The organism is Streptomyces sp. NPDC059679 (genome assembly GCF_042734105.1).
Taxonomy (GTDB): Bacteria; Actinomycetota; Actinomycetes; order Streptomycetales; family Streptomycetaceae; genus Streptomyces.
This window is the reverse complement of the sequence record NZ_JBHWES010000066.1, coordinates 30,461-52,465: the sequence shown is the minus strand read 5'-3', so window position 1 is coordinate 52,465 and position 22,005 is coordinate 30,461. Positions and strand designations below refer to the sequence as shown.

17 protein-coding genes are annotated in these 22,005 nt (G+C 70.3%); 9 read left to right on the top strand and 8 right to left on the bottom strand.

Features of this window, described 5'->3' with window-relative positions; translation table 11 throughout:
- Positions 1-131: 131 nt before the first annotated feature.
- On the top strand, positions 132-3,113 hold the full coding sequence (locus ACFV2X_RS44120) for an alpha-L-fucosidase (protein ID WP_385627265.1): 2,982 nt from the start codon (positions 132-134) through the stop codon (positions 3,111-3,113).
- Positions 3,114-3,188: 75 nt separating this feature from the next.
- A complete protein-coding gene (locus ACFV2X_RS44115) occupies positions 3,189-4,625 on the top strand; it encodes a glycoside hydrolase family 28 protein (RefSeq protein ID WP_385627262.1) in 1,437 nt (478 codons plus the stop codon).
- On the opposite strand, the gene ACFV2X_RS44110 is transcribed toward ACFV2X_RS44115, so the two are convergent.
- From ACFV2X_RS44110 to ACFV2X_RS44090, 5 genes are read right to left on the bottom strand one after another with little or no spacing between them, the layout of a single operon-like run.
- Complete coding sequence (locus tag ACFV2X_RS44110) at positions 4,591-5,781, bottom strand: MFS transporter (protein WP_385627284.1); 1,191 nt, start codon at positions 5,779-5,781, stop codon at positions 4,591-4,593. The two genes, ACFV2X_RS44115 and ACFV2X_RS44110, sit on opposite strands and share 35 nt — an antisense overlap.
- 5 nt (positions 5,782-5,786) lie before the next feature.
- Positions 5,787-6,329 carry a GNAT family N-acetyltransferase gene (locus tag ACFV2X_RS44105; RefSeq protein WP_385627260.1) on the bottom strand — a complete coding sequence of 181 codons (543 nt, stop codon included), beginning with the start codon at positions 6,327-6,329 and terminating at the stop codon, positions 5,787-5,789.
- On the bottom strand, positions 6,326-7,582 hold the full coding sequence (locus ACFV2X_RS44100; protein WP_385627258.1) for a type III PLP-dependent enzyme: 1,257 nt from the start codon (positions 7,580-7,582) through the stop codon (positions 6,326-6,328). The genes ACFV2X_RS44105 and ACFV2X_RS44100 overlap by 4 nt, the downstream gene beginning before the upstream one ends.
- Positions 7,579-8,904 carry a DUF6271 family protein gene (locus ACFV2X_RS44095; RefSeq protein ID WP_385627256.1) on the bottom strand — a complete coding sequence of 442 codons (1,326 nt, stop codon included), beginning with the start codon at positions 8,902-8,904 and terminating at the stop codon, positions 7,579-7,581. Before ACFV2X_RS44095 ends, ACFV2X_RS44100 begins: the two co-directional genes overlap by 4 nt.
- Positions 8,886-9,956, bottom strand: a complete 1,071-nt coding sequence (locus tag ACFV2X_RS44090) for a phytanoyl-CoA dioxygenase family protein (RefSeq protein WP_385627253.1) — start codon at positions 9,954-9,956, stop codon at positions 8,886-8,888. The genes ACFV2X_RS44095 and ACFV2X_RS44090 overlap by 19 nt, the downstream gene beginning before the upstream one ends.
- Positions 9,957-10,213: 257 nt before the next feature.
- On the opposite strand from ACFV2X_RS44090, the gene ACFV2X_RS44085 reads away from it, so the two are divergent.
- The gene (locus ACFV2X_RS44085; protein ID WP_385627251.1) at positions 10,214-11,725 is read left to right on the top strand and encodes a glycoside hydrolase family 3 protein; all 1,512 of its coding nucleotides are present in this window, start codon (positions 10,214-10,216) and stop codon (positions 11,723-11,725) included.
- 30 nt (positions 11,726-11,755) lie between these two features.
- Here the strand turns inward: ACFV2X_RS44085 and ACFV2X_RS44080 are convergent, their stop codons facing one another.
- Together ACFV2X_RS44080 and ACFV2X_RS44075 are read right to left on the bottom strand one after the other, a co-directional pair.
- On the bottom strand, positions 11,756-12,646 hold the full coding sequence (locus tag ACFV2X_RS44080; RefSeq protein WP_385627248.1) for an LLM class flavin-dependent oxidoreductase: 891 nt from the start codon (positions 12,644-12,646) through the stop codon (positions 11,756-11,758).
- A gap of 25 nt (positions 12,647-12,671) precedes the next feature.
- A complete protein-coding gene (locus ACFV2X_RS44075) occupies positions 12,672-13,691 on the bottom strand; it encodes an aldo/keto reductase (RefSeq protein WP_385627246.1) in 1,020 nt (339 codons plus the stop codon).
- A 198-nt stretch (positions 13,692-13,889) separates the two neighbouring features.
- Here ACFV2X_RS44075 and ACFV2X_RS44070 point away from each other — a divergent pair, with 198 nt between their 5' ends.
- From ACFV2X_RS44070 to ACFV2X_RS44055, 4 genes are read left to right on the top strand one after another with little or no spacing between them, the layout of a single operon-like run.
- Positions 13,890-14,483, top strand: a complete 594-nt coding sequence (locus tag ACFV2X_RS44070; RefSeq protein WP_385627243.1) for a TetR/AcrR family transcriptional regulator — start codon at positions 13,890-13,892, stop codon at positions 14,481-14,483.
- A 50-nt stretch (positions 14,484-14,533) separates the two neighbouring features.
- A complete protein-coding gene (locus ACFV2X_RS44065; protein WP_385627241.1) occupies positions 14,534-15,370 on the top strand; it encodes an alpha-L-fucosidase in 837 nt (278 codons plus the stop codon).
- 11 nt (positions 15,371-15,381) lie between these two features.
- Positions 15,382-16,056, top strand: coding sequence for an alpha-L-fucosidase (locus tag ACFV2X_RS44060; RefSeq protein ID WP_385627239.1), 675 nt, complete (start codon positions 15,382-15,384; stop codon positions 16,054-16,056).
- Positions 16,053-17,045: an aldo/keto reductase gene (locus ACFV2X_RS44055; RefSeq protein ID WP_385627236.1), complete on the top strand. Its 993-nt coding sequence runs from the start codon at positions 16,053-16,055 to the stop codon at positions 17,043-17,045. The genes ACFV2X_RS44060 and ACFV2X_RS44055 overlap by 4 nt, the downstream gene beginning before the upstream one ends.
- Positions 17,046-17,121: 76 nt before the next feature.
- On the opposite strand, the gene ACFV2X_RS44050 is transcribed toward ACFV2X_RS44055, so the two are convergent.
- Complete coding sequence (locus ACFV2X_RS44050; protein WP_385627234.1) at positions 17,122-17,898, bottom strand: SDR family oxidoreductase; 777 nt, start codon at positions 17,896-17,898, stop codon at positions 17,122-17,124.
- A 253-nt stretch (positions 17,899-18,151) separates the two neighbouring features.
- On the opposite strand from ACFV2X_RS44050, the gene ACFV2X_RS44045 reads away from it, so the two are divergent.
- A complete protein-coding gene (locus ACFV2X_RS44045) occupies positions 18,152-18,502 on the top strand; it encodes an ArsR/SmtB family transcription factor (protein WP_385627231.1) in 351 nt (116 codons plus the stop codon).
- A gap of 240 nt (positions 18,503-18,742) precedes the next feature.
- Positions 18,743-21,958, top strand: a complete 3,216-nt coding sequence (locus tag ACFV2X_RS44040; RefSeq protein WP_385627228.1) for an alpha-L-rhamnosidase — start codon at positions 18,743-18,745, stop codon at positions 21,956-21,958.
- Positions 21,959-22,005: the final 47 nt, after the last annotated feature.

Sequence of the window (22,005 nt, the reverse complement as noted above, 5' to 3'; positions counted from 1 at the left end):
CGCGGCGACGACGGGCGTCAATGGATCGTATCCGCGCAACGTCCCGCCGTTTCACACATATTGACACGGCGGCCGGGTGGGCCGGACAGTGCTCCGTGAACGCTCATGGGAACGTTCACGGAGGACAGGACATGCCCACGCTGAGGATCCCGCTCCGCCCCCTACGCATCCCCGCAGCCCGAGCGGCACGCGCCGCGCGCACCTGGTGGCGCACCCTGTGCGCGGCACTCGTACTCGCCCTGGCCGTCGGCCTTCTCTCCGCCCCCGCGGCCGACGCCGAGGTCCAGGATCCGCGGCAGGAGTGGCTGCGCGCGTCCACCGCCGGCCTCTTCCTGCACTGGGGCATGTTCACCTACCCCAAGCACCAGAACTGCCGGGAGTGGGAGCGCGATGTCACCGAGGGCGGCTGGAGCGCGGACTACTGGGTGGACGAGGCGCGTAAGCTCGGCGCCTCGTACATCGTGCTGGCGACCTTCCACAGCAGGCTGGGCTACGCCCGCCCCTGGCCCTCGAAGATCCCCGGCAGCTGTGCCACCGAGCGCGATCTGCTCGGCGAACTGGTCGCCGCGGGCAAGGCCAAGGGCGTGCACATCATCCTCTACATGACCGACGACCCGCAGTGGCACAACGAGTCGGGCACCGAGACGCTGGACTCGGCCGCCTACTCCGCGTACAAGGGTCGGCAGGTCGACCTGACCACGCGCCGCGGCTTCGGCATGTTCAGCTACGACCTGTTCTTCGAGGTCATGCGGAACTACCCGGATCTGTCGGGCATCTGGATCGACAACGACAACGAGTACTGGGAGGAGCAGGGCCTCTACGAGCAGATCCGCGAGCGCCGGCCGTCCTGGCTGCTGAGCAACAACAACGAGGACACGCCGATCATGGACACGGTCAGCAACGAACAGAAGACCGGCATGACCCCGGCGTACGACTACCCCGCCGCCGTGACCGTCCCCATGCCACGGCTGACCGAGGCCGACTACAAGCTGCCGACCACCGGCGACTGGTGGTACGACGGCGGCGACCACCAGGTCGACGCCCGGCTCAGCACCGGCCGTTACATCACCAACGCCGGGTCCTCCATCAAATCGCTCATGGCCGAGACACCGATGGTGAACGGCAAACTGCCGTCACAGCAGGAGGAGTTCAACGATTTCATGGGCCGGTGGGTCGAGCCCGTCCGGGAGTCGGTGTACGGCGTCGAGGGCGGCGGCTATATGTACGGCGGTATGCAGCCGGGCTTCTGGAACGACGGCGCCCACGGCGTGGTCACCGTGGGCCGGGGCGAGGACGGCGACCGCACCCAGTACGTACACGTGGTCACACGGCCGCGGACCGATCTGCTGCGGCTGCGCGACAACGGCTACACGGTGCGCCGCGTCACCGACCTGCGCACCGGCGAGGCGATGCGCTTCAGCCAGTCCGGTGGCCACCTGTCGATCCTCGGCATCAGCGACTGGGATCCGTACGACACGGTGTTCAAGGTCGAGACCGACGGCCGTCAGCCCTACTACCCGCAGTCCGGCGTCGACGCCACCGCCTCGTCCGCGCGCGCCGGACACCTGGCGGCCGACCTCGCCGACGGAAACCACGAGACCTACTGGGACAGCGACGGCGAGCTGCCCGTCTCCGTCACCCTCGACCTCGGCGCCCGCAAACGCGCCACGGCGCTGGCGGTGAACCAGCGCGAATGGTCCCCGACGCACGCACGGTCGTCCTTCGGCCGCCCCGAGGACTCCGCGCGCATCAAGGACTACCGCGTCTACGCCAGCGGCGACGGCAAGCGCTGGACGCAGGTGCGCGCGGGCGCGCTGCGCAGCGCCCGCGGGGTGCAGATCATCGACATCGGCGACCATGACGCCCGCTATCTCAAGCTGGACGTGCGCAGCCTGTGGGGCGGCCCGCAGGCGCCGGAGTTCTTCGACCAGCTGCGCATCGACGAGATCCAGGTGGCGTACGGCCGCCCGAAGCCCACCCGCACCCCGCTGCCGCTGGAGGCCGAGGCACGGGAGAACCGGCTGGCGGGTGCGGCCCGCTCCGTCGAGTGCGGCGCCTGCTCCGGCGCGCGGCGCGTCGTCGGGCTCGGTGGGGGGCCGCGCAACTCCGTGACGTACCGCGATGTCCGCGTCCCCGAGGCCGGCGACTACCGGCTCCAGCTCGACCACACCGCGGAGGCCACCTCCTCCCTGTCCGTGAGTGTCAATGGCGCGGCGCCGGTCGAGGTGCCCGTCGTCGCGAACAACCCCGACAGGGCAGGAGGGGTGCCGGAGAGCACGGCGGTCTCCGTGCCGCTGAAGGCCGGCGCCAACACCGTACGGATCTTCTCCACGGCCGCCCGCGGCCCCGGCCTCGACCGGATCGCGGTCGCGCCCCTGCCCCCGGCCTCGTACACGCCCAAGACCACGCTCACCGTCCGGCCACACGGTCTGCAGTGGGTCGGCCCCGGCCAGCGGTCGATCACCGTCACGGCGTCGCTCCGGCTCGACGACGACGAGCAGCTCGACGGCGTCAGCCTCGCCCCGCGGCTGCCGGCCGGCTGGACCGCGGACGGCGGCCCGGTCACGGCCCGGTCGCTGCGGCTCGGCCAGACGCTGACGGGCAGCTGGACCCTCACCTCGCCACCCCGCCAGGACGCCGGCTCGGCGGACATCCCCGTCACGGCGGACTTCACGCTGCTCGGCCGGGAGAAGTCCGTCTCGGACCCCGTCCGGGTGCGGCCGCTGCCCGCCGGCCGGATCTGGGCGCGCGAGGCGGAGGACTCGGCCAACCAGCTCGGTAGCACCGGGATCACGAGCTGCGGACCCTGCTCCGGGGCCGAGAAGGTGCGCAACATCGGCGGCAGCGAACGGGCGGCCGTGACCTTCCCCGACGTCGTCGTCCCCGACGGCGGGCAGCGCACGCTCTACCTCGACTACACGGTCAACGGCACCCGCTCGTTCCATGTCAGCGTCAACGGCGGCCCGCCGACCGTGGTGACGGTGACCGACACCGGGAACACCACCCCTCGCACGACCTCCGTCCCCGTCACCCTGAAACCCGGCGCCAACACGATCGAGATCTCCAACGCCACCGAGTCCGCCCCGGACCTCGACCGGATCTCCCTCGGCTGAGTCCGAGCGCTGATCAAGGTCGCGAAAGGGTTCTGGAACGCTCCTGGAACACCGACGACGCCGAGGAGTCAGGCCATGCACCCGAGAGCTTCCCGCCGCGCCGCGCTGCGCACCGGCGGTCTGCTGGCGGCAGGCGCGCTGCTTTCCCAACTGCCCGCGGGTGCGGGGTCCGTATACGCGGCCGCCCCGTACACCGGGGTGTGGAGCCCGGTGCCGAAGATCCTGGCCCGGATCAGGCCGCCCGCCTTCCCTCGCCGGACCTTCGCCATCACCGACCACGGCGCGGTCGGCGACGGGCGGACGATGAACACCGAGGCGTTCCGGGCCGCCATCGCTGCCTGCCACCGTGCCGGCGGCGGCCATGTCCTCGTCCCCGAAGGGCGCTTCCTCACCGGCGCGATCCATCTGCGCGGCGGCGTGGACCTGCACGTCACCGAGGGCGCCACCATCGCCTTCAGCCCCGATCCGCGCGACTTCCTGCCGGTGGTGCTCACCCGCTGGGAGGGCACCGAGTGTTACAACTACTCGCCCTTCATCTACGCCTACGGTGAGCGCAACGTCGCCGTCACCGGTTCCGGCACACTCGACGGACAGGCGCGGCTCGGGCCGTGGGAGAGCTGGTACCGCACCAGCGGACTGCAAGGTCCCGACCAGAGCCTGCTGCGCCAGATGGGCTCCGCGGGCGTGCCGGTGGCCGAGCGTGTCTTCGGCGACGGCCACTATCTGCGGCCGAAGATGGTGCAGTTCTACCGCTGCCGCAATGTCCTGGTCAGCGGCCTGACCATCGTGGACCCGCCGATGTGGACCGTGCACCCTGTGCTGTCGCACAACGTCACCGTGCGCGATGTCACCGTGGACAGCACGCTCTACAACACCGACGGATGCGATCCGGAGTGCTGCTCCGACGTGCTCATCACCGGCTGTCGTTTCAACACCAACGACGACTGTGTCGCCGTCAAGTCCGGCCGCGACGAGGACGGCCACCGCGTCGGCGTGCCGAGCCGGAACATCGTCGTACGCGACTGCCGGTTCTCCGGCCGCTGGGGCGGGATGACGGTCGGGAGCGAGATGTCCGGCGGGGTGCGCGATATCTTCGCCGAGAACTGCGAGATCAACTCGCCGGACTTCCCCGGCCGCTACCCCGTCAAGCACGCGCTGTACGTCAAGGCGAGCAAGAAGCGCGGTGGCTATATCGACGGGGTGCACATCCGGAACTTCACCGGGCGGAACGTCGAGCGCGATGTGGTGTTCGTGAACATGAACTACAACGGTGGCGAGGGCGGAACGCTGCCGGTGTCCGTACGGAACATCCACATGGACCGGATGGAGATCGACGGCGCCCGCGCCGTGCTGCAACTGGTCGGCCTGGAGACCGACCATCTGCGGGGCGTCAGCCTCTCCCGTTCCGTGTTCACGGGCATCCTCAACCCCGACAGCATCGCCTACACCGACGAGCTGACCTTCCGGCGGGTCTACGTCAACGGCCAGGAACTCCCGTTCCCAAGGCGTTAGCGGGTGGCGTCCACTGGACGCGCGTACCGCACAGGGACACCACGGCCGCCGAAGCGGCCACGACGCCCAGGCCCCACACCAGACTGCTGGAGTTCGCCACGAATCCGATGACCGGGGGCCCGGCCAGCAGGCCCGTCGTGCCCATGGCGGCGACCAGGGCCAGAGCGTCCGGGCCCTGCTTCGCCGCGGCGACATAGACGCAAGGGGTCACGGCCGCGATGCCGAGGCCGACGCAGGAGAACCCGATCAGGGCCGGAACCACACCGCCGCTCAGCAGGGCGAGGGCCAGCCCCGTCCCGGCCAGGGCGCTGCCGAGGACGACGACCCGCCCATCGCCCCAGCGGGCGCGCCAGCCGTCGGCGAACAGTCGGGCCAGCACCATCATGCCCGAGACGACGGCGATCCCCAGGGGCGCCAGCTGTGCCGACGCCTTGACGACATCCGTCATATAGAGGGCCGACCAGTCGTTGATGGCGCCCTCGGTGACGGTGCCGAAGACCATGGCGCAGCACATCCACAGCGTCATACGGGTCGGCAGGGACCATCCGCTGCGGCTCTTCGTCTCGTCCCGCTTCTCCTCGGCGGCCTCGTCCTCCGCCAGCAGCCCGGTGCGGGCGTAGCCGAACAGGAGCAGCAGGACGACGGCGGCCACGCCGAAGTGCACGGCGACCGTCGAGGTCATCGCGTTCACACCGGAAGCCAGGAGGGCGGCGAGCAGTGAGCCGCCGCTGAACGTCGCGTGCAGTTTGGCCATGGCGTTGCGCTTGTGCCGGACTTCGAGAGCGGCGCCCTGTGCGTTCATGGCGACGTTCAGACAGCCCACGAGCACCCCGTCGCAGCACACGACCGCCAGGGCAACGGGATAGTTCGGCGCCATGGCCAGGGCGATGAGCACCAGCGTCAAGCCCAGGGCCGACAGCAGCGCGAGGCGCTGTGAGCCAAGCCGCCTCATCAGCACCGACACAAGAGGGAACGACACACTCGCGCCGACCCCCGCGGCCATCAGCAGAAAGCCCACCTCCGCGGCCGTCAGGCCGAGATCGGCCTTGAGGGCGGGGATGCGCGAGGCCCAGGTGGCGTACTGGAAGCCGAGCGAGCAGAACAGCGCGGCGATCGCCAGCTGGCTCCGGTAGAAGGGATCTCGGACCCGCGGTATGTGGATCAAACCTGCTCCTTCTGCGATGACGCGCCATGAGCGGACACGCCGGACGGCACCGCCCTCGACATGTAGATGACGTCCGGGCCATAGCCGTCCGGGGGGACGACCTCCTGGTGGGCGGTGAAGCCACGCGCCGACCAGTACGTCGCGCTGCCCCCGACGGCGACCAGCGAGATCTGCTCGTATCCGTGTGCCCTGGCGGACGCGGTGAGATGGCGCAGCAGGCGCCGTCCCAGCCCCCTGCGCCGGAAGTTCTCCGCGATGACCAGGTCGTGCAGATGCAGATTGGTGGACGGGTACGCGGTCTCCTCGGGCCGTTCCAGGTCCGGGTACCGGTACATCGGATAGGGCAGCGCCAGCGCATAGCCCACCAGCCGGGGGCCCACCTCCAGCGCGCGGCACGTGGCGGGCGATACGCGCGCGCGGGATTCGAGCGCCACCCGTCCCTCGGACAGCCCGAGGCCGGTGTAGGTGTGGGACTCCAGCGCCGCGATGCCGTCCCAGTCGTCTTCTGCGATACGGCGGATGCGCACCTCGTCGTTCATCCGTCACACGCCTTCCCGGACCCGCTGGACCCGCCGGACCCGCCCGTGGCGCCGCCGTCGATGCAGGTGTAGGGGAGTGGGCCGAAGCCGTTGAAGCCCTGGGTCGTATAGCTGATCGCGTACGCGCCACAGGACAGCACCCAGACCGGGTCGCCCGACGCCAGCGCCTCGGGCACCTGGACCAGACCGTGCTCATGGGAGTAGGCGTCGTCGCTGTCGCAGGTGGGTCCGGCCACGACAGCGGGCACCCGGCGGGTGCCGGGGCCGGCGTGGGTGGGGAAGACGAGCGGGTACTGCAACTCGTCCATCTCGTACAGGCCGTTGAACTTGCCGCAGCTCAGATACAGCCAGTACTGGCGCCGCCCGTCGAGGCCCCGCCGCGCGGACAGCCGGGACACATGTGCCCGGATGGCTCCCTGCCCGGCGACGAGGTAGCGGCCCGGCTCCACGATGAAGTCGAGGTGGTGTCCGCCGATGGCGCGCAGGTGGGCCATGCCCTCCCTGATGACGGCGAACAACTTGTCGATCGGGGGATCGAGCGGTCTGCCGTGTTTGTCGAGATAGCCCGGGACGGGGAGGCCGCCGCCGAGGTTGATGTGGTCCAGGGCGATCCCGTGGCGGCCCAGGGTGGCCAGGGTGTCCGCGAGGCGTTCGAAGGCGTCGCGCCAGGCCTCGGGTGTCATCTGCTGCGAGCCGACGTGTACGGAGAGGCCGGAGGGCACCAGACCCAGCTTCCGCGCCGTTTCCAGGATGGTCACCGCGTCGTCGGTCGAGCATCCGTACTTGTCGCTCAGCGTCCAGAGCGCTCCCCGGGTGTCGGTGCTGAGTCTGCAGAACACCCGGGCGCCGGGGGCGTGTCCGGCGATGGCCGCCACGTCCTCCAGGCTGTCGGTCGCGAAGTCCCTGATGCCGAGCCGGTGGGCGTCGGCGATGTTCCGATCGGACTTCACGGTGTTGCCGTAGTGCACTCTGCCGATCGGCACACCCGCCCGCAGCGCCTGTTCCATCTCCGGGACGCTCGCCGCATCGACCCCGGCGCCCGCCCCGGCCAGCAGGGCCAGCACCTCGTCGACCGGGCATGCCTTCATCGCGAAGCGGACGGCGACCCCGGGCAACTCCCGGAGCAGGGACTCGTAGCGCTCCTCGATTCCGGTGAGGTCGAAGACGATCCGGTCGTCGGTGGTGGCCGCGAGCCCGGCGGACAAGCGTATGCCCACGGCAGGCTCTATGCCTGCTATGCCCTCGTGCGTCATCGTGACCTTCGCCCCGGACGTTCCGGAGCCTGTGCGAGGGCGGTGTCGCGGGCCGCCCGTACCAGCGCCTCCCACGCCTCGACCAGCAGGGCGAAGTCGGCGATGTCGCTCTGCGCCTCGTCGAGCAGACGCTCGCGGCGCGACGCCAGGAAAGCGGCGAACGTGGCGTATCTGCCGCCGAGCTTCCGGTACGCGGCCTCGATGGTGTCGAGACGCTGGACGTTCTCTGCCTGGTCGAGCAGGGTGCTCTTCCTTGCCAGCTCGGCAATGGCGGACGCCCGAACCCGTCCTTCGTCGTCGAGGAGCGCTTCGCCGGCCTCGGCCATCTCGTCGTAGAGGAAGTTGAAGTAGAGCATCGAGAGGAAGAACTTGGCGAACCGCAGCTGGTAGGCCATGAACCCCGGGCCGGTGCGGCGTTCCCCGGTGTAGAAGTTCACGATGTGGCGGTTGTGCAGCACGCCGGGCAGCGCGGCGGCGTGGACCAGGTGGATGAGGAAGTAGTCGCTGCCGATGGTGTCGGTGGCGGGCGGCAGCGGCACTCGCTCATGCACCTGGTGGAAGCTGATGTTGCACATGTCCACATGCATGGGGTCGACGACGGTCAAGGTCGTCCGGTCGCCGGTGAACGGGCCGGTCCTGGGCCCCTGGAAGGACTCCTCGACGAGTTCCCGCTTCTGCTCGTCCGACCAGTGGCCCGGCGCCCACAGGCCGACCACGTCGTAGTAGACGTCCGGGTCGAGCCGGCGGATCTCGTCGATGTCCACGGACAGCTCGCCCAGGAAGGAGCCGGCCACCATCGCCACCCGCTTGTGGGTGTTCTCAGGAGCGAGCGCCGTCTCGCCGACACCGTGCGCCGCGTCGGACGCGCGCTTGCCGAGCGACAGGAGCTCCTGGTGGACGGGGAACACGGTCTCGCCGCGCAGCACCTGGTAGCGGCTGTCGGAGTCCCTGCGGTGGACGGATTCGCAGCCGAGTGCCACGGCGATCAGAAACGCGCGGTTGGTGCAGGCGCCGTAGGAGAGCCCGGCCGGAAGCATCAGGTCGAGCAGCAGCTCATGCTTGGTGTGCTCGGTCCGGTGAATCACCCGGCGCAGGAAGTCGCGCTGCTCCGCCTCGTCGAGGTGGTGGACGACGACCCGCGGCACCCCGTGCGCGGAGTTCAGAGCCCGTGCGTGTTCCCGATACGCGTCGGAGGAGTCCAGGACGAGCAGATGCACCTCGACGTCGAAGTGCGCGGCCGCGTAGGCGGCTTCCTCACCGATGGCGGTGACCATCGCGGGGCACGCCCGGTTGGTGGGGAGTGTCAGGCAGATGCGTCGCACGCTGCTTCCTCGCCGCTTCGCTCGCCTTGGTTGATGTCCGTCCCGTTCCACGAGGTGAGTCCGAGCAGCTTGGCGCCCAGATCGTCCAGCGTGGCGGTGCCGTACCTGAGGGCTTCGGGCTTGTCGGCGTCGCCCAGCAGGGTGCCGTTCCAGGTCGGCGTGGTGAGGTGGCGCCATGACTCGACTCGCGAATTCCGCAGCTGCTCGTGGGATTCGAGGGCGGGCATCATCGCGAGGTACTGGACCGCCCGCACACCGTTCTGCGAGGTGTTGGGCGCCACTCCATGGGCCAGCAGCCCGTTCCAGATGAGCAGGTCCCCGGCCTCGAGTTGCGGCCGCACGACGGGCATCTCGGCCCGGTCGATCTTGGGCCGGATCGGATCGCGGTCGGCCGGCTGGAACGCCCGCCAGTGGTCGAACCGGTGGAACAACTCGGGGCAGCACTGGAAGCCGCCGAGCTCCGGTTCGGTGTCATGGAGGGCGATGATGCCCTGGACCCGCTGCGGCAGCACACTGAGGGTGGTGTCGACATCCCAGTGGAGTGTGATGTCGAACCCCCGCTCCGTGGGGGCGATCAGGGCCCGGTCGCGGTTCTTGACGTTGGGCGGGTTCAGGTTCAGCCGGTCCAGGCTGACCCACAGTTCCTCGCAGTCCCATACGTCCACGAACGCGTCGTAGACCCGCTGCGTCTGGCGGCTGTCCCAGATGAGCTGGTGGTGGTACGCCTCGACGAACCCGTAGATGTGCAGCTCACGGTCCAGGTCGGACCGCCACTCGCGGTCCTGGTACCAGGTGTCCGGGCGGCCGGGGTCGAGCCCCTGGAAGTCCCAGGTGAAGTCCAGCAACCGGCGCGCCGCCGAGGCGGGAATCGCCTGCTTCACCACGACGTAGCCGTAGGTCTGCCAGAAGGCGAAGTCGTCCTCGGACAACACACGCAGTCGGTGGGTCTTGGTGAGGTCCCGCAGCTGGGTCCGGGCGAGGTATGTCTCGCCGTCCGAGCTGAAGTAGGGGACGTCCGAGGGGGACCGAAACAAGTAATCGGGCTTTGGCATGCAGTGCTCCAAAACGTGCCGGGGCGTAGTGTTCACTGCGCTCCGTGAGGTACTGACGCCTTCATAAAAATGGACTAGACCATATACGTTGTCAACAAGGGAATTCCCTAGGCGTGTTGGTGGCGGCCCCGGCGCTCCGCGCCTTGACACCGGCGATTCGACTGGGCGAGTATCCGTTGGTCTGTACCAAAGATCATCGATGTCGTGGGCGGCGTCGGTGTTGTCGGTGTGTTGGCGTTCCCCGAAAGGCGTGGTCGATGTCCACCAGCAAGCCCGGCACGGACCTGCGACGACTCGCGCTCTCCGTCCTGCAACCGGGGTTCGTGGGCACGGAGGCGCCGGAGTGGATCCTGCGTGACATCGGTAACGGCCTGGCCTCCGTCGTGATCTTTTCGCGCAATATCGAATCCCCGGACCAGCTCGCCCGGCTGACCGCGCAACTCCGTGCCGAGAATCCGTCGTTGATCGTAGCGATCGACGAGGAGGCCGGTGATGTCACCCGGATCGAGTCCGCCACCGGCTCCACCCGCCCCGGCAACCTCGCCCTCGGGACGGTGGACGACACCGAGCTGACCGAGTCCGTCGCCGCCGACCTGGGCCGCCAACTGCGTGGAGCGGGCATCAGCCTCAACTTCGCGCCCACCGTGGACGTCAACTCCAACCCGGACAACCCCATCATCGGGGTCAGGTCCTTCGGGGCGGACGCCAAAACGGTGTCCCGGCACGCCGCCGCGTGGATCAAAGGACTCCAGACGGCCGGGGTCGCCGCCTGCGCCAAACACTTCCCCGGCCATGGGGACGTCGCCGTCGACTCCCACCACGGCCTGCCCAGTTACGACGCCGACCTCGACCGGATCGCCGCCCAGGCCCTGCCGCCGTTCCGCGCCGCACTGGACGCGGGGGTCCGCGCGGTCATGAGCGGCCACCTCCTGGTGCCCGCCTACGACCCGGAGCTGCCCGCCACCCTCAGCCGCCGAATCCTCGGCGGGTTGCTGCGCCAGGAACTCGGATTCGACGGGCTGATCGTCACCGACGCCATCGAGATGGGGGCCGTCGCCGACCGCTACGGGATCGACGGGGCCACGGTGCGTGCTCTCGCCGCCGGGGCCGATGCCGTCTGCGTCGGCGGGGAGAGCGCCGAGGAGGCCACCGCCCGACTGCTCGCCACCGCCCTCGTCGACGCCGTGGCCGCCGGGGAACTCGCCGAGGAGCGGCTGGCGGAGGCGTCGGAGCGGGTCCGGGCGTTCGCCGAGTGGTCGACGGAGCTGGGCCGGTCCGCCCCGGCCGGCGCGGCCGACGGTGTCATCGGCTTCGTCGCCGCCCGCCGGGCCATCCGTATGACCGGCTCCGTGGCGGAGTCACTGCCCCTGGCCGCGCCGCCGCATGTGGTGGAGCTGGTGCCCGCCACCAACCTGGCCATCGGCAAGGAGACCCCCTGGGGCGTCGCCGCACCGCTGAGCGAGCGGCTTCCCGGCACGACTTCCGTCCGGATCCACCCGCAGGAGTTGCGGACGCAGGCAGCCACTCTGGAGGCGTCCGCGCTGACCCCCGCCTCCGGACGCCCGCTGGTGGTCGTCGTCAGGGACGCCTCCCGGCACCCATGGATGGGCGGCGCCCTGGCGGACCTCGTCACCGCGCGCCCGGACGCGATCGTCGTGGAGATGGGCCTGCCGGGCGCCACCGCCCCCGGCGCGGTGCACATTTCCACTCATGGCGCGACCACGGCGTCCGGGGTGGCCGCGGCGGAGGTCCTGGCGGGGACGAGGTAGGGCTCCGCGCGCCACGGCCGTACGCGGGCGCTACGAGGACTTGCCCCGGGCCGATGTGTTGATGAGCTCGTCGGCGACCCACCGGGCCACGTTGACGGGGTAGGGCGTCGACAGCCCGAGGACGATGTGTCCGAAGCCGGCGTCGATCGCCTCGGCGATCGCGTCCCGGGTGGTGCCGGGCCGGTCGTACGAGACGGACAGGTGGATCGAGCGGGTGATCGAGGCGGGGTCGCGACCGATCTCGGCGCAGTAGCGGTCGAGCAGCGCACTGCGGCTCATGACGTCGTCGATGTCGCCGCCGGGGATGTTCCACATGTCGGCGTGTTCGGCGACCACGCGCAGTGTCGAGGCCGCGCGTCCGCCGATCAGGATCGGCGGATGGGGGCGCTGGACGGGTTTGGGGTTGCCGAACGCCCCGGTGAGCTGGTGGTAGGTGCCGTCGAAGTCGAACGGCTCCTCCTCGGTCCACAGCCGCCGGATCACCGTACAGGCTTCGGCGAGGCTCCCCACGGCGTGCGCGGTGTCATGGAAGGGCAGGCCGTGTGCCGCGTACTCGCGGTGTGCCGCGGGAGGGCTGGGGCGTGAGCCGACGCCGATGCCGAAGTCGAGCCGTCCGCCGGAGACGATGTCGACGGTCGTGGCGATCTTGGCCAGCATCGCGGGCGGCCGGAACCGGTTGCTCGTCACCAGCAAGCCGAGCCGCAGCCGGCGGGTCTGGGCGGCGAGGGCCGAGAGCAGTGTCCAGCCCTCGTGCGTCGGTCCGTTCGGGTCGCCGCCGATCGGCATGAGGTGATCGAACAACCAGGCGTGCTCGATCTCCGGGATGGTGTCCGCCTCGCGCCAGACCCGCAGGACGTCGTGGTAGCCGACCTGCATGGGGGCGGTCATGATGCCGAAACGAGGCCGGGGTGTGTACGGCATGGAGCTGTTGATCCTTTCCCTACGGTCAGCGGCGCCGCAGCGACGGGTCGAGCAGCGCGGGCGGTGTGTCGTGCTTCTCGTGCGGGGCCAGGTCGACACCGGGCGCGACGATCGCGTCGATGGCGTCGAGCACATCGGCGGAGAGCACGGTGTCGGCGGCGGCGAGTTGCGTGTGCAGATGGTCCAGGGTGCGGGGGCCGATGAGCGCGCTGGTCACGGCGGGATGCGCGGTCACGAATCCGAGCGCGAGCTGGATCATGGTCAGACCGGCCTCGTCGGCGACTTCGGCCAGCCGCTCGACGGCGTCGAGCCTGGCCCGGTTGGCGGGGATGGCGATGTCGAAGCGTTCCGGCATGAACGTCGAGCGGCTGGTGGTGATCTCCCGGCCCTCGCGGACCGCGCCCGACAGCCAGCCCGCGGCCAACGGGCTCCACGCCAGCACACCGAGCCCGTACTGCTCGGTCACGGGCAGCACATGGCTCTCGATACCGCGCTGCAGGATCGAGTAGCTGGGCTGCTCGGTGACATAACGGCTCAGGTGGTGCTCGCGGGCGGCCCACTGGGCCTGCACGATGCGGTATGCGGGAAACGTCGAGGAGCCGAAGTGGCGGATCTTTCCGGCACGCTGGAGGTCGGTCAGCGCCGACAGTGTCTCCTCGTCGCTGGTGTTCGGGTCCCAGCGGTGGATCTGGTAGAGATCGACGTGGTCGACACCGAGCCGACGCAGGCTGTTGTCCAGCTCGGTGACCAGCCAGCGGCGCGAACTGCCCCGATGGTTGCGCTCGTCGCCCATCGGCATGCCGGCCTTCGTGGCCAGCACGATGTCGTCGCGGCGGCCGGCGATGGCCTTGCCGACCATCTCCTCCGATTCGCCCGCGCTGTACATATCGGCGGTGTCGATGAGGTTGATCCCGCCTTCGAGAGCGGCATCGACGATGGCGGTGGCCTCGTCCTGGGTGGTGCGCCCGATGCTGTCGAAGTTCATGGCGCCGAGCGCGAGAGAGCTGACCTGCACACCGGTGCGGCCCAAGGTGCGGTACTGCATGACTGTGTTCCTCCACTGCGGATGAAGCGTGGCGGTATCGCGTGATGACAAAGGGTGGTTTGGCTGCCGGGTCCCTGCTCTGGCATCATGAGCAAGCGGAACCTCGTTCCGGAAAAGACGATACGGAACGTTGTTCCGTTTGGCAAGCCCGGCCAGATCAGGGCTCGGCAGCGGTTTGGCAGTGGAGGGAGCGGTGCGGTGAACGACAGCGACGAGGGCGCGGGACGCGCGGCCCGGTCCAAGCGGGCGGACGCCCGGCGCAACCAGGAGACCCTGCTCGACGCGGCCGCCTCGATCTTCGTCGCGTCAGGCGTGGAAGCGCCGGTACGCGACATCGCGGCGAAGGCCGGCGTCGGGGTGGGCACGATCTACCGCCACTTCCCGACGCGAGCGGATCTGATCATCGCCGTCTACCGGCACCAGGTCGAGGCATGCGCCGAGGCCGGTCCGGCCCTGCTGGCGAGCAGCGCGACCCCGCATGCCGCACTGGGGCAGTGGATCAACCTCTTCGTCGATTTCCTGGTCACCAAGCACGGACTCGCCGCCGTGCTGCAGTCCGACAACGCCGGCTTCGAGACGCTGCACGCCTACTTCCTCGACCGCCTCGTGCCCGTATGCACCCAGCTGCTCGACGCCGCGGTCGATGCCGGCGAGATCCGATCCGACGTGCCGGCCATCCAGCTCATGCGCGGAGTCGGAAACCTCTGCATCGGCGCCGAGCACAATCCCGACTACGACGCACGACGACTGGTCGAACTCCTCATCGCGGGACTACGCCTGCCGCCTGGATGACTCAGGCGGTGCCGGGCGCCGCCACCGTCAACGCGTAGTCCACCGCGACCGTGAAGTCGGCCGACCTGCCCCGCCCGCCGCATGGCGCTGATCGACGCCGATACCACCGACCCGGCGGAGCTGCACATCCCCCGCAGTCCGTCGCCCGGTCCGGCGACTGGTACGCCCGCCACCTGTACGGCCCCTACGACGGCACCGAGGAGTTCGAGCGGGAACGAACGAGCCGGCAGACCGCCGCGCACCGGACGCGGTACGGGCACCCCTCCCGGTTCGGCCACAAGGACCTGTGCGGGCTGTGGCGCGCCGAGAAGTTCGACCCCGAAGAGCTCATGGACCGCTTCCGGCGCACCGGCGCGCGCTGCTTCGTCTCCATGGCGGCGCACTGTGACAACTTCGACCTGTGGGACTCCGCCCACCAGCCCTGGAACGCCGTCAACGTCGGGCCGCGCAGCGACATCGTCGCGCGCTGGGCCGCCGCGGCACGCGGCGCGGGCCTGCGCTTCGGGGTCAGCATGCACGCCGGCTCCTGGACGTGGCGGTGGCTGGACGCCGCCTTCGCCACGGACGCCGAGGGGCCGGCGGCCGGTGTTCCGTACGACGGGCATCTCACCGCTGAGGACGGCCGGGGCCTGTGGTGGGACGGGCTCGACCCGCGGGCCCTCTACGGCCGGCCGCGCCGCCCCGGCGAGCCGCCGGACCCGGACTTCATCGACGACTTCTACGCCCGGCTGCGCGATGTCACCACCCGCCACCGGCCCGAACTGGTCTACCTCGCGACTCGCGGCTGCCCTTCGACAGCGGCAGCGTCTGTCCCGCCGCCCCGCCCAGCAAGCGTGGCCTGGAATTCCTCGCCGACTACTACAACCGGGTGCCCGAGGGCGTGGTGAGCATCAAGACGGTGCCAGGACGCGACCGCGGGGCCGTGCTCCTGGACGTCGAACGCCAGCAGCTCGGCGACACCGACCCCGAGCCATGGCAGTACGACACCAGCATCGGCGACTGGTTCTACTGCGACGGCTACCGCTACAAGACGGCGGACGAGATCGTCCGTCTGCTCGTCGACACGGTCAGCAAGAACGGCTGCCTCCTGCTGAACGTGCCCCAGCTGCCCGACGGCACCCTGGACGACGCCACCGCGACCGTCCTCGATTCCCTCGGCGCGTGGGTCGAGCGCTGCGGCGAAGCGGTCTTCGCCACCCGCCCCTGGGCGAGACACGGCGAGGGGCCGACCAGCGTCAGCGGCGAGCGCGCGAGGGAGTCGGCCCTCACCTACACCGCGAGCGACATCCGCTTCACCCGGGCGCCGGAGGTGCTCTACGCCTTCCTCATGGCGTGGCCGGACAACCGGACCGTACGCATCCGCAGCCTGGGCCGGACCACGGGGCTGCTGCCCGCCCCGCCCCGGCGGGTCACCCTGCTCGGGGCGGCGGCCTCCGAGCCCCCGCGGTGGATCGTGCGTGATGACGCCCTGGAGGTGACCCTCCCCGCCCGGCCCCCGACGCCGTACGTCCAGGTCCTGCGGATCGACACCGGCCGGCTGGGCGCCGACGAGGCCGAGCGGGCGGCGGCATGACCCGCCGCGCGTCCGGCGGTGAGGCGGCCGCCCCGACCATCCGCACACTCGGCCGCAGCGGTGTCCCGGTCACCGCGCTGTCCTTCGGGTCCGCGGCCATCGGCCACCTGTTCACACCGGTCGGCGACGAGCAGGCGTACGCCACCGTGGACGCCGCTTGGGACGCGGGTATCCGCTACTTCGACACCGCGCCTCACTACGGCGCCGGCCTGGCCGAGCGCCGCCTCGGCCGGGCCCTGCGCACCCGTGCCCGCGACAGCTATGTGCTCTCCACCAAGGTCGGCCGCCTGCTGGAGCCCCCGGAGCCGGGCCGGGACGGCCGCCCCGTCCACCGGCGCGTCTGGGACTTCAGCGCGGCCGGTGTCCGCCGCTCGATCGAGGACAGCCTGAGCCGCCTCGGTCTCGACCGGGTCGACATCGTCTACCTCCACGACCCCGACGACCACGCCGAGCGGGCCTTCCGCGAGGGCTATCCGGAGCTGGAGCGGCTGCGCGGGGAGGGCGTGATCGGCGCGATCGGCGCCGGGATGAACCAGGCCGGAATGCTCACCCGCTTCGTCCGGGACACCGACGTCGACGCCGTGCTGTGCGCGGGCCGCTACACCCTCCTCGACCAGCGCGCCGACGCCGCCCTGCTGCCCGCGGCGCGGGAACGCGGCACATCCGTGGTCATCGGCGGCGTCTACAACTCCGGGGTACTGGCCGACCCTCGCCCGGGAGCGATGTACGACTACGCGGCCGTCCCTCCGGACCTGCTGGACCGCGCCCGCCGTATGCGCGCCGTGGCCGAGCGGTACGGCACCACGCTGCGCGCCGCTGCCCTCGCCTTCTCGGCGGCGCCGGACCCGGTCGCGAGCGTTCTCGTCGGCGCGCGCTCACCGGGCGAAGTCGCCGACGCGGCAGCGCAGTTCAGGGCTTCCGTGCCCGGGGACTTCTGGCGGGATCTGCGCGCGGAGGGGCTGCTGCCCCAGGACGTACTCACCCCCTGACCGAACCGTTGTCGTCACGGTGGCGGACCAGATCCGGGAGAGCTGACCCGGGTCTCGTCCCCGCGACCGGTGGCGGTCAGCTGGGCTGGGCGGTGGGCATGATGGTGACCTGCTGGAGGTTGGCGCGTGGCGGGAGGCTCGCGATGAAGCCGATGGTCTGCGCGATGTCCTGAGGGGTGAGCCATTCCACCGTCTCTTTGGAGCTCTCCAGCCATGCGAGGGCTCCGTCGTCGGTGACGTGGTTCTGCAGTTCCGTGCCGACGATGCCTGGCTCGATGGCTGAGACGCGTACGTTCTTGGGGCCCAGCTCGACCCGCAGATGGCGGGAGAGGTGGGTGACGTAGGCCTTGGTGGCGGAGTAGACGGCGAAGTTCGGGAAGACGCCGTGGGCCGCGATCGACGAGGTGTTGATCAGGTCGGCCACTCCGCGCTCCCCTGCGGCTTTGACGAGCTGGGGGGTGAAGGCGCCGATGGTGTTCATCAGGCCGGTGATGTTGAGGTCGATCTGGCGCTGCCACTGGTCGGTGGCCAGCTCCTCGATCGGTGCGGGGAGCATGACGCCCGCGTTGTTGAACAGCAGGTCGGCACCGCCCAGCTCGGCCGCCATCCGCTCGGCGGCCGTCCGAACCGCCGTGGTGTCGGTCACGTCGACCGTCAGGGCCAGGGCCTGGCCGCCGTTCTTCTCGATCCGGGCGACCAGGTCATTCAGCCGCTCCGCGCGCCGGGCCAGGACGGCGACACGGGCGCCCAGCCAGGCCAGGTGTTCGGCAGATGCCTCACCGATACCGCTGGAGGCACCGGTGACGACCGCCACGCGGCCGGCGAGGGGACGGGCGGGAGTCTGCGTGGCCATGGTGCATACCTTTCATGAGCCTTCATGGATTTTCGTGAGCTTTCATGAGATTTCAGAGGAAGTGGCATGAGGGGCGCGGCGTCCACAGCCGCTCGCCACTTGCCTCACGGGGAAGCGGGACTCCATGAACGCATCGTCTCCGGGGAAGCGAGCCGCCGCCTCTCGGGGAGCCCACGAAAATTTGACGCTCATCGGCATTCGATGTACGTCGTACTATGACCTGAACGCGCAGAAGTCGCCCCAAGGAGTCGCCATGGCCCGCCCCCGCACCTCTTCACGGACGGTGGAGCACCCGGCCATGGCGGAGGTCTCGTTGCAGCAGGTGCTGGACGCCCTGGTGGATCCGGTGCGGCGTGCCGTGGTGTCCCAACTTGCCCGCGCCGACGAGGACATCAGCTGCGGCACCTTCGATGTGTCGGTGTCCCGGTCCACGCTGACGCACCACTTCAACGTGTTGCGGGAGGCGGGGGTGATCCGGCAGTACTACGTCGGGACGACGAAGATGAACGCGCTCCGCACGGACGACATGGAAGAGCGCTTCCCGGGCCTGCTGCCGGCGCTGGTGGCCGCATCCGCTCCGGAGGCAGGCGTCTCCGCCCGCTGAGACACCCGGTCGCAGTCGCTTCCGGACAGTCGCTGTGCAAAGCATTGACACGATTCAATTCTGACGCGACAGTGAACGTCGCTGCCTCCGGGAGTCAAAAGTCTCCACCGTTGCCGTGTAGCACTCACATGGGTGTGCGAGCGCGAGCCGTAGTGCGCCCCGTGGTTGAATCGTTTCATATCTCGGATATGCGCAGCCCTGCCCTGCTCTTGCCAAGCCCTCCTCACCCGGGAGACGCATGTGATCAGCAGAAGGAACCTCCTCGGCACCGCCACCGCCGCGGGCCCCGCCCTCACCGGCCTCACCGCCCTCGCGGCAACCACCGGGGAAGCCGAGGCGGCCGAGCCCGGATACGGCGGGCTCCGGGTCGAGAAGACCACCGTGGAATACGCCGACCGCCCGCTCGGTCTGGACACCCCGCATCCCCGCCTCAGCTGGCAGCTCGGCTCGGACCGGCGCAACCAAGCGCAGAGCGCGTACCAGGTGCGCGTCGCGACCTCCCCGGGCCGGATCGGCGCCCCGGACGTCTGGGACAGCGGCAAGGTGAGCTCCCGCCAGTCCGTGTCGGTCCCGTACGACGGCCCGAAGCTGCGCGCCCGGACCCGTTACCACTGGGCCGTCCGGGTCTGGGACGGCCAGGGCAAGCCCTCGCCCTGGAGCGAGCCCACGTGGTGGGAGACCGGGCTGGGCACCGAGGACCAGGGGGCGGCGAAGTGGGTCGCCGCGCCGGACACGGTGACCCGCGGTCCCGATCTGGCCAAGGCCGACTGGGTCTGGTACCCCGAGGGCGACCCGGCCTCCAGCGCGCCCGCCGGGACCCGGTACTTCCGGGGCTCCTTCGACGTGTCCGGAAGTGCGCGGCTCGCCCGTCTGGCGCTGGTCGCCGACGACGGGTTCACCGCGTGGGTCAACGGCACCGAGATCGGGGGGCGCGCTCCCGTCCAGGAGAACTGGCGCCATCCGGTGGTCGTCGATGTCACCGCCCTGCTCCACGAGGGGGCCAACACCATCGCCGTCGCCGCGGTCAACGCCTCGTCGAGCCCCGCCGGACTGCTGGGCGTCCTGGAGCTGACCGACGCGGACGGTGTCCGTTCCCTCACCACCTCCGCCGCTTGGAAGGCCACCGACGCGGAGCCGTCCGGCGACTGGCACCTGCCCGGATACGACGACGGCGGCTGGCCCGCCGCCAAGGTGCTCGCCCCGTGGGGCGGCGGGCCGTGGGGCAGAGTGCGGGCGGCGCAGCGGCCCGCCCTGGTGCGCCGCGACTTCCGGCTCACCGCGAAGCCCGTCGCGCGGGCGCGGCTGTACTCGACGGCACTCGGCCTTTACGAGGCCGAGATCAACGGCCACCGCGTCGGTCGGGACCAGCTCGCCCCCGGCTGGACCGACTACCGCAAGCGCGTCCAGTACCAGACGTACGATGTCACCGATCTGCTCCGGCGCGGCCCCAACGCCATCGGCGTGATTCTCGCCTCCGGCTGGTACTCCGGCAGCGTCGCCTGGCTCGGGCAGGAGCAGTACGGCGAGCGGCCCGCCCTGCGGGCGGAGCTGGAGGTCACGTACACCGACGGCAGCACCGACCGCATCACCACCGACGCGGACTGGCGCTGCGCCACGGGCCCGATCCTGACGGCCGACCTGATGGCCGGAGAGGAGTACGACGCCCGGCTGGAAGTGGCCGGCTGGTCCTCTGCCGCGTTCGACGACGCCCTCTGGAAGTCCGTCGACGCCGTACCGGCCGACACCACATCCGCCGTGTCCTTGGTGGCCCAGGCGGATGCCCCGATCCGGGTGGCGAGGGAGTTGGCCGCCGTCCGCGTCACCGAGCCCAAGCCCGGTGTGTACGTCTTCGATCTGGGCCAGAACATGGTGGGCTCGGTGCGGCTGCGGGTCCGTGGCGAGGCCGGGCGGACCGTGCGGCTGCGCCACGCCGAGGTGCTGGACAAGGACGGCATGCTCTACACCGCCAATCTGCGCACCGCCCAGGCGACCGACTCGTACACCCTGAAGGGCTCGGGGACGGAGACGTTCGAGCCGCGCTTCACCTTCCACGGCTTCCGTTATGTCGAGGTCACCGGCTACCCCGGCACCCCGGACACAAAGGCCGTCACCGGACGCGTCATGCACACCGGAGCCCCCTTCACCATGTCGTTCACGACCGATGTGCCGATGCTCAACCAACTGCACCGCAACATCACCTGGGGCCAGCGGGGCAACTTCCTGTCCATCCCCACCGACACTCCGGCCCGCGACGAACGGCTGGGGTGGACGGGAGACATCAACGTCTTCTCCGCCACCGCCGCCTACACCATGGAATCCGCCCGCTTCCTCGCCAAGTGGCTCCGAGACATGCGTGACGGGCAGTCCGACGCCGGGGCGTTCCCCGATGTCGCGCCCCGCATCGGCAACCTCGGCGAGGGCACGGCCGGCTGGGGCGACGCCGGCGTCACCGTGCCATGGAACCTCTACCAGGCATACGGGGACCGGCAGGTACTGGCGGACAACTTCCCCGCGATGCGCGCCTGGATCACGTATCTGGAGAAGCACAGCAGCGGGTATTTGCGGCCCGCCGAAGGATACGGCGACTGGCTCAACGTGGACGACGAGACTCCCAAGGACGTCATCGCCACCGCCTACTTCGCGCACAGCACGCAGCTGGTGGCCAAGGCCGCCCGGGTGCTGGGCCACGACCCCGCGCCGTACGACACGCTGGCCGCGAAGATCCGTGAGGCGTTCAACCGGGCGTATGTGTCCGCCGACGGCACCATCAAGGGCAACACCCAGACGGCCTACGTCCTGGCGCTGTCCATGGACCTGCTGCCGGACAGCGCGCGAACACCCGCCGCCGACCGGCTCGTCGAGCTGATCCGAAGCAAGGACCGGCATCTGTCCACCGGCTTCCTCGGCACCCCGCGCCTGCTGCCCACGCTCACCGCCACCGGCCACACCGACGTCGCCTACCAACTGCTGGAACAGCGGACGTTCCCGTCCTGGGGATACCAGATCGACCGGGGCTCGACGACGATGTGGGAGCGCTGGGACTCCCTCAGACCCGACGGGAGCTTCCAGGATCCGGGTATGAACTCGTTCAACCACTACGCCTACGGCTCGGTCGGCGAGTGGATGTACCAGAACATCACCGGCATCGGCATCGGTGAGCCCGGCTTCCGCGGCATCGTCATCCGGCCCCGCCCCGGCGGTGACGTACACGAGGCGAACGGGCGCTACGACTCCCTCTACGGCCCGATCACCACGCGGTGGAGGCGGGCGAATGACGGCGCGTTAACCCTGGACGTGTCCGTGCCGGTCAATACGACCGCCGAGGTATGGCTGCCCGCCGCCACCTCCCGCGCCGCGTCCCGGATCAGCCACGCCGGTGCGACCTTCCTGCGCCTCGACGATGGCTGCGCCGTCTACGGCGTGGGCTCCGGCTCGTATCGCTTCACCGCCCCCTGAGATGGCACTCGCCCGGGCCGGGGACGGCGGCCCGGGCGAGCTCCACC